We start from the raw sequence: 8406 nt of genomic DNA, 5'->3' as shown, positions 1-8406 counted from the left end.
TCGACGATGGTGTAGCGGATATTGGGCCGGTCGAAACTGGCCACAAAGGTGCGCGCCTGCTGCAGGCGCAGGTGCGCCACGATGTCGGCGCGTGTCAGCGCGTCGGCGGTGGCCGTCAGCGCAATGCGTGGCACGCCTGCAAAGCGCTCGGGCAGCACGGCCAGCTCGCGATATTCGGGGCGGAAATCGTGCCCCCATTGGCTGACGCAGTGCGCCTCGTCGATGGCCAACAACGCCAGCCGCCCCGCCTCGTGCAACACCTGTAGCCGAGCCAAAAAGCGCGGCGTGACGATGCGCTCGGGCGCAGCGTACAGCAGCGTGAGCTCGCCGCGCATCAGGCGTCGCTCGACGGCGGCCGCCTCATCCGCGTTCAGACTGGAGTTCAGGTAGGCGGCCTCCACTCCTGCCTCGCGCAGCGCGCCCACCTGGTCGTGCATCAGCGCGATCAGCGGCGAGACAACGAGGGTGGTGCCGTGCCCGGCGCGCTGGCGCACGATGGCCGGGATCTGGTAGCACAGCGACTTGCCGCCACCGGTGGGCATCAGCACCAGCGCGTCGCCACCTGCGGCCACGTGGATGACGATGTCGTGCTGGAGCCCACGGAAGGTGTCGTAGCCGAATACGTCGCGCAGCACGGCGCGGCAGGCGCGCGCCACGGCGACCGGGTCGGACAAAACCACGCTGGCCACCGCGGCGACTTCAGGCCGCAAGACGCCTTCCTCCCGCACTCACATCTGCTCCCACGGCAGCCCATCGTGGCGCCAGCCGTTGACGGTGGAGCGATGGAAATGCTCGTCCAGCTCACCCTCGAAGCCGTGCACCACGTGCGCCACATCGGTAAAGCCGGCTGCCTCCAGCGCCGCGCCCGCATCCAGCGTGCGCTTGCCGCTGCGACAAATCAGCAGCACCGGGCGGGTGCGGTCGCCGTCGGCCTCCTCCAGCACGCGCCGCACGAAGCCCTCGGGGTCGGGCTGCAGGTCCGGGTACTCGTACCAGGGGATGTTGATGACCACGGGCAAGCGGCCAACGCAGAGCGACTCGATTTCCATGCGCACGTCGATGAACAGCGAGGCGCGCTCGGGCGGCTGGGCGGCGTGGGCCTGCAGCCAGTCCCACGCTTCGCGGGGTAGCAGGTGCTTCATAAGCCAGGAGGGTGCGCAAATGGCCGGCCGACCGGGTTCACCCCTGGCGCAGCAGGCGGGCAGCATCGCGGGCAAAGTAGGTCAGGATGCCGTCGACGCCGGCGCGCTTGAAAGCCAGCAGGCTCTCCATCATTACCGCGTCGTGGTCCAGCCAGCCGTTGGCCGCGGCGGCCTTGAGCATGGCGTATTCACCGCTGACCTGGTAGGCGAAAGTCGGCACCTTGAACTCGTCTTTGACGCGACGCACCACGTCCAGGTATGGCAGCCCAGGCTTGACCATCACCATATCCGCGCCTTCGGCCAGGTCGAGCGCCACCTCGCGCAACGCTTCGTCGCTGTTGGCCGGGTCCATCTGGTAGACCTTCTTGTCGGCCTTGCCCAGGTTGGCGGCACTGCCCACGGCGTCGCGAAACGGCCCATAGAAGGCGCTGGCGTACTTGGCGCTGTAGGCCATGATGCGCGTGTGCACGTGGCCGCGCGCCTCCAGCGCCTGGCGGATGGCGCCGATGCGGCCGTCCATCATGTCGCTGGGCGCAACGATGTCCACGCCGGCGGCGGCCTGCACCAGCGCCTGTTTGACCAGCACCTCGACGGTGGCGTCGTTGACGATGTAGCCCGTCTCATCCAGCAGTCCATCCTGCCCGTGGCTGGTGTAAGGGTCCAACGCCACGTCGGTCATGATGCCCAGGCTGGGCACGCGCGCTTTGAGCTGTGCCACCACGCGCGGAATCAGACCATCGGGGTTCCACGCTTCGCGCCCGTCGGGGGTTTTCAGCCCTGGGTCGATGACCGGGAACAGCGCCATCACCGGAATGCCCAGCGCCACGCACTCCTCGGCCACCGGCAGCAGTTGGTCGAGGCTCAAGCGCTCCACACCCGGCATCGAGGCCACCGGCTCGCGCCGGCGCTGCCCTTCCAGCACGAACACGGGGTAGATCAGGTCGTGTACCGTGAGGTGGTGTTCGCGCACCAGGTTGCGGGTGAAGACGTCGCGCCGCAGGCGGCGCGGCCGCGACAGGGGATAGGGGGCGGGGTGCCCAGAAACGGGGGTCGGTGCGTTCATGGGCGTTATTGTGACGGTTTGGCGCGTGAGCTACACTGCCCCACGGGGCGCTCACCGCCAACTGGCGCTGGCTCGCCCCGCTGTGCAGGCTCCCCCCTCCCCCCACAACCGTGACGGCACCGCCCTCCCTTCCCCGCTCTGCCGAGGTGCACGGCGAACCCGGCGCCGGCTGGCGGTTGGCCCCATATTGGCCGGATCTGGCCATTGGGGTCACGGATCAGGCCATCGACACCGCGGAACACCTGCTGCGCGGGCTGGCACTGCTGCACGAGCGCGGCCGCCTCAGCGAAGCCGAGGTGCGCATTCTGGCCCTGCCGGCCCAGCGGCTGCGCCAGTGTGCGCAGCAAGCACAACAGATCGTGCGACTGCACAGCGGCCAGGTGCGCCAGACCCACGAAAAAATCGACGTCGCCACCGTCGTCGCAGCGGTACTGGCCGATGAACGCGCGGCCCTCGCAGCCCAGGGCATCGAGGTCCAGTGCGAGCTGCAGTCGGCCGAGGTTCTGATCGACCCGACGCTGGCCTACGGTCTGGTGCAGACCCTGCTGAGTTGGGGGCTGCAGTTCGGCACCCGGCTGCATTGGCAGGTCATCCCGGCGCACAGTGGCGGCGCGGGTGCCGTCGAAGTGGCCCTGCACGTGCGGGGCACCACCGCACCCGACGCCGAGGCCGTGCATGCCAACGGCCTGCCCTGGCTGCTGGTGCAACAGCTGGCCCACAGCGACGGGGGCGTAACCCTGCAGCGTGGCATCGGGCAGGGCGCAGTCCAGCTGCTCGCGCAGCTGCGCCGCCTGCCACCCGCGTCAGCGCCGGTGGCCGCCGACTAGTCCAGCGCCCGTCACCCGGCAGGACGCTGCGTGGCGCAGCGCTCACACACGCAGGCCTGCCCGCGCGCCGGGGCGGGGACGCGCGCCAACAGTTCAGCGGTGAAACGCACCCCGGTGCACCAGCAGGGCGGCTGCTCGACACCACTGCGGCGCTGATGCTCCATCGCGCACCCGTTGGCTCCCCCACACAGCGGGCAGCGTCCCGGATCGACAGCCGGCGGGGCAGGGGCGGGTTCGGCGGCGCACATCGTACTGCCCCCCTCACATCGTCATGGCGTCGCGCCCCAAGCGCCCCATCATCATCACCAGCGCATCGTGCGCGCTCTGCGCGATGGTGTACGGCCCGACGCTGCCCTTGCGGTGTCCATCGCCACGGTCGTCCATCACGGCGTCACTGAAGGCGTTGGTGTCGAGGCGCTGCCCCTCACGGCCGGAGGTCGGCGACGGATTCGATTTCGGCGCGGTCACGCCCGCGATGTTTGGCGCGATACAGCGCCTCGTCGGCACGCTTGAGTAGCTGGCGCAGCGCCTCGCTGGCAAAACCCTCGGCCTGACGGGCCCGCTCGGGCGGCGGCTCCCACACGCAGGCCCCCACGCTCACCGTCACCGGCAAGCCCGCCAGCGGCCGCACCGCCAGCGCGGCGCGCAGCCGTTCGGCCTGGGCCGGGGCATCCGCCGCGCCCAGGCGCGGCAGCAGCAAAGCAAACTCCTCGCCACCAAAGCGCACCAGCAAGTCGTCAGGGCGCACCTGCTCCTTCAGACGCTGCGCGGCGGCCCGCAGGACATCGTCGCCGCGGTCGTGCCCGTACTGGTCGTTGATGGCCTTGAAGTGGTCCAGGTCCAGCATCATCACCGTCAACGGCTCACCGGTGCGCCAGGCGCGGTGCACGTACCGGGATCCCAGGTCGTCGAGCATGTGCCGGTTGTACAGGCCCGTCAACGCGTCGGTAACGGCCACACGCGCCAGCTCGGCATACTGTCGGCGCACCTGCTGCAGCAGCCGCCAGTAGCGCACCAGATTGCCCACCCGGGCGCGCAGCTCGTCGGCATCGACCGGCTTGCTTAGGTAGTCGTTGGCGCCGCGGCGCAGCATCTCCAGCCGCCGCGCCTGCTCGTCGTAACCCGAATACGCCAGCACCGGCAGCTCGGCCAGATCGTCGCGCCGACTGCGCAGTGCCGACAGCAGCCCCAGGCCGCTGAGCGGCCCCGGCAGCACGACGTCGATGATGACCAAATCGAACGGCTGGGCATCGAGCCGCTGCAGCGCCGCCGCGGCATCGCCCACCGCCACCACCTCCACCGCCAACGGGGCCAGCGCCTCGGCCGTCGTGGACGCCATGGTCGGCGAGTCCTCCACCAGCAGAATGCGGGCACGCTGCTGCACGCCGTGACGCTGCAGCAGTGTGCGCAGATGGGGCAGCAGATGATCGGGGCGATCGCGCAGCAGCACGTCGGTGAAGCCACCCTCCAGCGCGTGCATGCGCCGCACGTCGTCACCGTCGCCGGTGATCAGAATGACCGGCAGCACCGCCCGGCCCGGCAGGGCCCGCAGCCGCCGCAACACCTCCACCGCCTCCATGTCCGGCAGGTGGCGCGAGACCAGCACCAGATCGGCCGTCACCCCGCCGTCCATGGCCCGTATCGCCTCGCCGCCGCGGGCATAGGCATGCACCGTCACGCCCTCGTCGGCCAGCAGCTGCTCCACCACCAAGCGCGCGGCGTGGTTGGCGTCGATCAATACTACCGAGGGAGGTGCGCCAGCGGTATCAGTGGTCATGACCAGCAGCATTCCAACTGCAGCCGGGGGCACGCGGGTGTGGCAACCCAGCCAGCCTGGCGGGAGCGCCCCACCCGCATGTTCCGCCCCGGTCATCTGGGGGGAAATGACAGGCAACGCACCCCTACCCAGCGGGGTTTATCCTAGCACGCCTGCGTGGCCCGGGATCCGATCCAGCGGCGCATGGGACACCCACCACGTCGCCGGCCCAGCCAATCGCACGAGCCTCATTCCACCCGGGTGTCAACGGCCACGCGCGGCATCGACTCGGGTTAGGGATGTCCCACCCCCTGTCGCGCCGATGTCACCCCCCGCGTGCCGCCTTCACCCTCAGGCGCCACGCGTGCAGCAGCGGCTCGGTGTAGCCGCTGGGTTGCTCCTGGCCTTTGAAGACCAAATCCAGCGCGGCCTGGAAGGCAAAGCTGGCGTCAAAGTTGGGCGCCATCGGACGGTAGTTGGGGTCACCGGCGTTTTGCTGGTCCACCTTGGCCGCCATGCGCTCGAAAGTGGCGCGCACCTGCTCGGCGCTGACCACCCCGTGGTGCAGCCAGTTGGCCACGTGCTGGCTGGAAATGCGCAGCGTGGCGCGGTCTTCCATCAGGCCGACGTCGTTGATGTCGGGCACCTTCGAGCAGCCGATGCCCTGATCGACCCAGCGCACCACATAACCCAAAATCCCCTGGATGTTATTGTCGAGTTCGGCCTGCTTGTCGGCCTCGCTCCAGTTCGGGTTGGCACTCACCGGCACCGTCAGCAGCCCCGTCAGCAGCGCATCGCGCTCGGCATCGGCATCGATTTGCTCCAGCTCCTGCTGAATCGCAGACACGTCCACCTGGTGGTAGTGCAGCGCGTGCAGCGTGGCCGCCGTCGGGCTGGGCACCCAGGCGGTATTGGCGCCCGCCTTCGGGTGCGCGATCTTTTGCTCCAGCATCGCCTTCATCAGGTCGGGCATGGCCCACATACCCTTGCCGATCTGCGCGCGCCCGCGCAACCCGCACTTCAGGCCCACCAGCACGTTGTTGTGCTCGTACGCCTGAATCCAGGCACTGCTCTTCATGTCATTCTTGCGGATCATGGGCCCGGCCAGCATCGCGGTGTGGATCTCGTCGCCGGTGCGGTCCAGGAAACCGGTGTTGATGAACGCCACGCGGCTGGCCGCCGCCGCAATGCAGGCCTTCAGGTTCACGCTGGTGCGGCGCTCCTCGTCCATGATGCCGAGCTTGACGGTGCTGTCCGGCAAGCCCAGCAGCTGCTCGACACGACTGAAGAGCTCGGCGGCGAATGCCACCTCACGCGGGCCGTGCATCTTGGGCTTGACGATATAGATGCTGCCGGCGCGGCTGTTGCGAATCGGCTCACCACTGGGCAGCTTGCCGTGCCCCTTGAGGTCGTGCAGCGCAATGGTGGTCGTCACCACCGCGTCCATGATGCCCTCAGGAATTTCGCGCACCGTGCCGTCAGCGTCGGTGTACAAAATGGCCGGATTGGTCATCAGGTGGCCGACGTTGCGCACGAACAGCAGCGAGCGCCCCGGCAGCACCACCTCACCGCGGCCATCGGGCGCGATGTAGCGGCGGTCGCCGTGCAAGCCGCGCGTCAGCGTGCGGCCGCCCTTGTCGAAACTCTCGGTCAACCAGCCCTGCATCATACCCAGCCAGTTGCGGTAGCCCAGCACCTTGTCCTCGGCGTCCACCGCGGCCACCGAGTCTTCCAGGTCGAGGATGGTGGACAGCGCCGCCTCCACCACCACGTCGCACACGCCGGCGGCGTCCGTAGCCCCGATGGGGTGGCTGCGGTCGATACGGATGTCCAGATGCAGCCCGCGGTGGCGCAGCAGCACCGACGACGGCGCTGCCGCCTCACCCTGATAGCCAACGAACTGGGCCGGGTCTTTTAGCCCCGTGACGGTGCCGCCCACCAGCGTCACGCGCAGCACGCCGCCCTGCACCGCATACGCGGTGGCGTCGGCGTGCGAGCCTTGCGCCAGCGGCGCCGCCTGGTCGAGTACGCTGCGGGTGTAGGCAATCACCTTCGCCCCGCGCTTGTCGTTGTAGCCAGGGCCCTTGGCACAACCGTCGTCCTCGGGGATGACGTCGGTGCCGTACAGCGCGTCGTACAGGCTGCCCCAGCGCGCGTTGGCCGCATTGAGCGCGTAGCGCGCGTTCAGAATGGGCACCACCAGCTGCGGGCCGGCCTGCGTGGCCAGTTCGGCATCCACGTTAGCGGTGGTCACGCGCACGTCGCCCGGCGGCGGCACCAGATACCCAATGGTCTCCAGAAACTGGCGATAGGCCGCCATGTTGGTGATCGGACCCGGATTGGCGCTGTGCCACTTGTCCAGCTCGGCCTGCAGCCGGTCGCGCTCGGCCAGCAGCGCACGGTTTTTCGGTGCCAAGTCGGCCACGATGGCGTCAAACCCACTCCAGAAGCGGGCGCTGTCGATGCCCGTGCCCGGCAGCACCTGATCCTCGATGAAGCGGTACAGCACCTCGGCCACCTGCAGGCGGCCAACGGCAATGCGCGGTGTGATCATGACGTTCGAACCTCCGTAAGGGGCGCGCCCCGGCGCCGCCCCGACATCCTAGAAGGGGTCACACTCTACGCCAAACCAGCGGTCGGATCGAGCGCCGACAGGCCGCGGCAGCCGTGACATTTTGTTGAATAATCCCCGCGGTGGACCGCCTCAAAGCCATGGAGACCTTCGTCGCGGTGGCCGCGCGCGGCAGCCTGGCCGCGGCTGCCCGCGCCGAAGGCGTCGTGCCCGCGATTATCGGTCGGCGGCTGGACGCGCTGGAGGAGCACCTGGGCGTCAAGCTCATGGTGCGCACCACGCGCCGCATCACCCTCACGCCCGAAGGCAGCGCCTTTCTGGAAGACTGCCAGCGGCTGCTGGCCGATCTCGCCCAGGCGGAGGCCTACGTCAGCGCCGGCGGTACCGCCGCGCGCGGGCACCTGCGCATCACCGCGCCAGCCGGCTTTGGGCGCCAGCACGTGGCGCCGCTCGTGCCCGCCTTTCGTGACCGCCACCCGGACGTGACGGTGTCGCTCAACCTCAGCGACCGCGTGATCGACCTGATCGCCGAGGGCTACGACTGCGCCGTGCGCGTGGGCGACCTGCCCGACTCGTCACTGGTGAGCGTGCGGTTGGCCGACAACCGGCGCCTGGTGGTGGCCGCGCCCGCCTATCTGCAGCGCCACGGCGAGCCGCGCCACCCGCACGACCTGCTGCACCACGACTGCCTGGTCCTGTCGTCGGATGCCTCGCAAACGCGCGGCTGGGCCTTCAGCGTGCCCACCGTGGGCGGCCGACACGAGCTGATCCACGTGCGCCCACGCGGCCCGCTGGACTGCAGCGACGGGCAGGTGCTGTACCAGTGGTGCCTGCAGGGTCTGGGGCTGGCCTGGCGCAGTACGTGGGAGGTGCAGGCCGACATCGACACCGGCCGCCTGGTGAGCGTACTCGACGCCTACGCCGCGCCCCCCAACGGCATCTACGCCGTGTTTCCCAGCGCGCGCCACCTGCCACGGCGCGTGCGCGCGTGGGTGGATTTTCTGAAGGAACACTACGGGCGGGCGGAGTTTTGGGGGCGAGCGCCG

Annotated in this window: 9 protein-coding genes; 2 read left to right on the top strand and 7 right to left on the bottom strand. The window is 69.3% G+C overall.

Annotated features, from left to right (window positions below; all coding sequences use genetic code 11):
• The 3 genes from V7Z54_RS08890 to hemB form a co-directional block, all read right to left on the bottom strand.
• Positions 1 to 680: RecQ family ATP-dependent DNA helicase (locus V7Z54_RS08890; RefSeq protein WP_334135943.1), on the bottom strand; the 680-nt coding region annotated here is incomplete at its 3' end.
• A 48-nt stretch (positions 681 to 728) separates the two neighbouring features.
• Positions 729 to 1142, bottom strand: a complete 414-nt coding sequence (locus V7Z54_RS08885) for a rhodanese-like domain-containing protein (RefSeq protein ID WP_334135942.1) — start codon at positions 1140 to 1142, stop codon at positions 729 to 731.
• Positions 1143 to 1179: 37 nt separating this feature from the next.
• Entirely contained in the window at positions 1180 to 2205 is a 1026-nt protein-coding gene (gene hemB / locus V7Z54_RS08880; RefSeq protein ID WP_334135941.1) for a porphobilinogen synthase, read from the bottom strand.
• A gap of 110 nt (positions 2206 to 2315) precedes the next feature.
• Here hemB and V7Z54_RS08875 point away from each other — a divergent pair, with 110 nt between their 5' ends.
• Positions 2316 to 3032: a hypothetical protein gene (locus V7Z54_RS08875; protein WP_334135940.1), complete on the top strand. Its 717-nt coding sequence runs from the start codon at positions 2316 to 2318 to the stop codon at positions 3030 to 3032.
• 11 nt (positions 3033 to 3043) lie between these two features.
• Here the strand turns inward: V7Z54_RS08875 and V7Z54_RS08870 are convergent, their stop codons facing one another.
• The 4 genes from V7Z54_RS08870 to V7Z54_RS08855 all read right to left on the bottom strand — a co-directional run bounded on the left by V7Z54_RS08870 (position 3044) and on the right by V7Z54_RS08855 (position 7342).
• Positions 3044 to 3280: a cysteine-rich CWC family protein gene (locus V7Z54_RS08870; RefSeq protein WP_334135939.1), complete on the bottom strand. Its 237-nt coding sequence runs from the start codon at positions 3278 to 3280 to the stop codon at positions 3044 to 3046.
• A 13-nt stretch (positions 3281 to 3293) separates the two neighbouring features.
• Positions 3294 to 3416, bottom strand: a complete 123-nt coding sequence (locus V7Z54_RS08865) for a hypothetical protein (protein ID WP_334135938.1) — start codon at positions 3414 to 3416, stop codon at positions 3294 to 3296.
• A 40-nt stretch (positions 3417 to 3456) separates the two neighbouring features.
• The gene (locus V7Z54_RS08860; RefSeq protein ID WP_334135936.1) at positions 3457 to 4809 is read right to left on the bottom strand and encodes a diguanylate cyclase; all 1353 of its coding nucleotides are present in this window, start codon (positions 4807 to 4809) and stop codon (positions 3457 to 3459) included.
• A gap of 304 nt (positions 4810 to 5113) precedes the next feature.
• Complete coding sequence (locus tag V7Z54_RS08855) at positions 5114 to 7342, bottom strand: malate synthase G (RefSeq protein WP_334135934.1); 2229 nt, start codon at positions 7340 to 7342, stop codon at positions 5114 to 5116.
• A gap of 140 nt (positions 7343 to 7482) precedes the next feature.
• Here V7Z54_RS08855 and V7Z54_RS08850 point away from each other — a divergent pair.
• A partial coding sequence (locus tag V7Z54_RS08850) for a LysR family transcriptional regulator (RefSeq protein WP_334135933.1) occupies positions 7483 to 8406 on the top strand: 924 nt, incomplete at its 3' end.

Source organism: Tepidimonas sp. (assembly GCF_036824975.1).
Lineage (GTDB): Bacteria > Pseudomonadota > Gammaproteobacteria > Burkholderiales > Burkholderiaceae_C > Tepidimonas.
Note: the sequence above shows the minus strand (reverse complement) of the source record. Positions and strands in the feature narration are given on the sequence as shown.

Coding starts and splice junctions, on each gene's coding strand:
- V7Z54_RS08885 (WP_334135942.1), bottom strand. CDS start 1,142: ATGAAGCACCTGCTACCCCGCGAAGCGTGGGACTGGCTGCAGGCCCAC.
- V7Z54_RS08855 (WP_334135934.1), bottom strand. CDS start 7,342: ATGATCACACCGCGCATTGCCGTTGGCCGCCTGCAGGTGGCCGAGGTG.
- V7Z54_RS08870 (WP_334135939.1), bottom strand. CDS start 3,280: ATGTGCGCCGCCGAACCCGCCCCTGCCCCGCCGGCTGTCGATCCGGGA.
- V7Z54_RS08865 (WP_334135938.1), bottom strand. CDS start 3,416: ATGGACGACCGTGGCGATGGACACCGCAAGGGCAGCGTCGGGCCGTAC.
- V7Z54_RS08860 (WP_334135936.1), bottom strand. CDS start 4,809: ATGACCACTGATACCGCTGGCGCACCTCCCTCGGTAGTATTGATCGAC.
- hemB (WP_334135941.1), bottom strand. CDS start 2,205: ATGAACGCACCGACCCCCGTTTCTGGGCACCCCGCCCCCTATCCCCTG.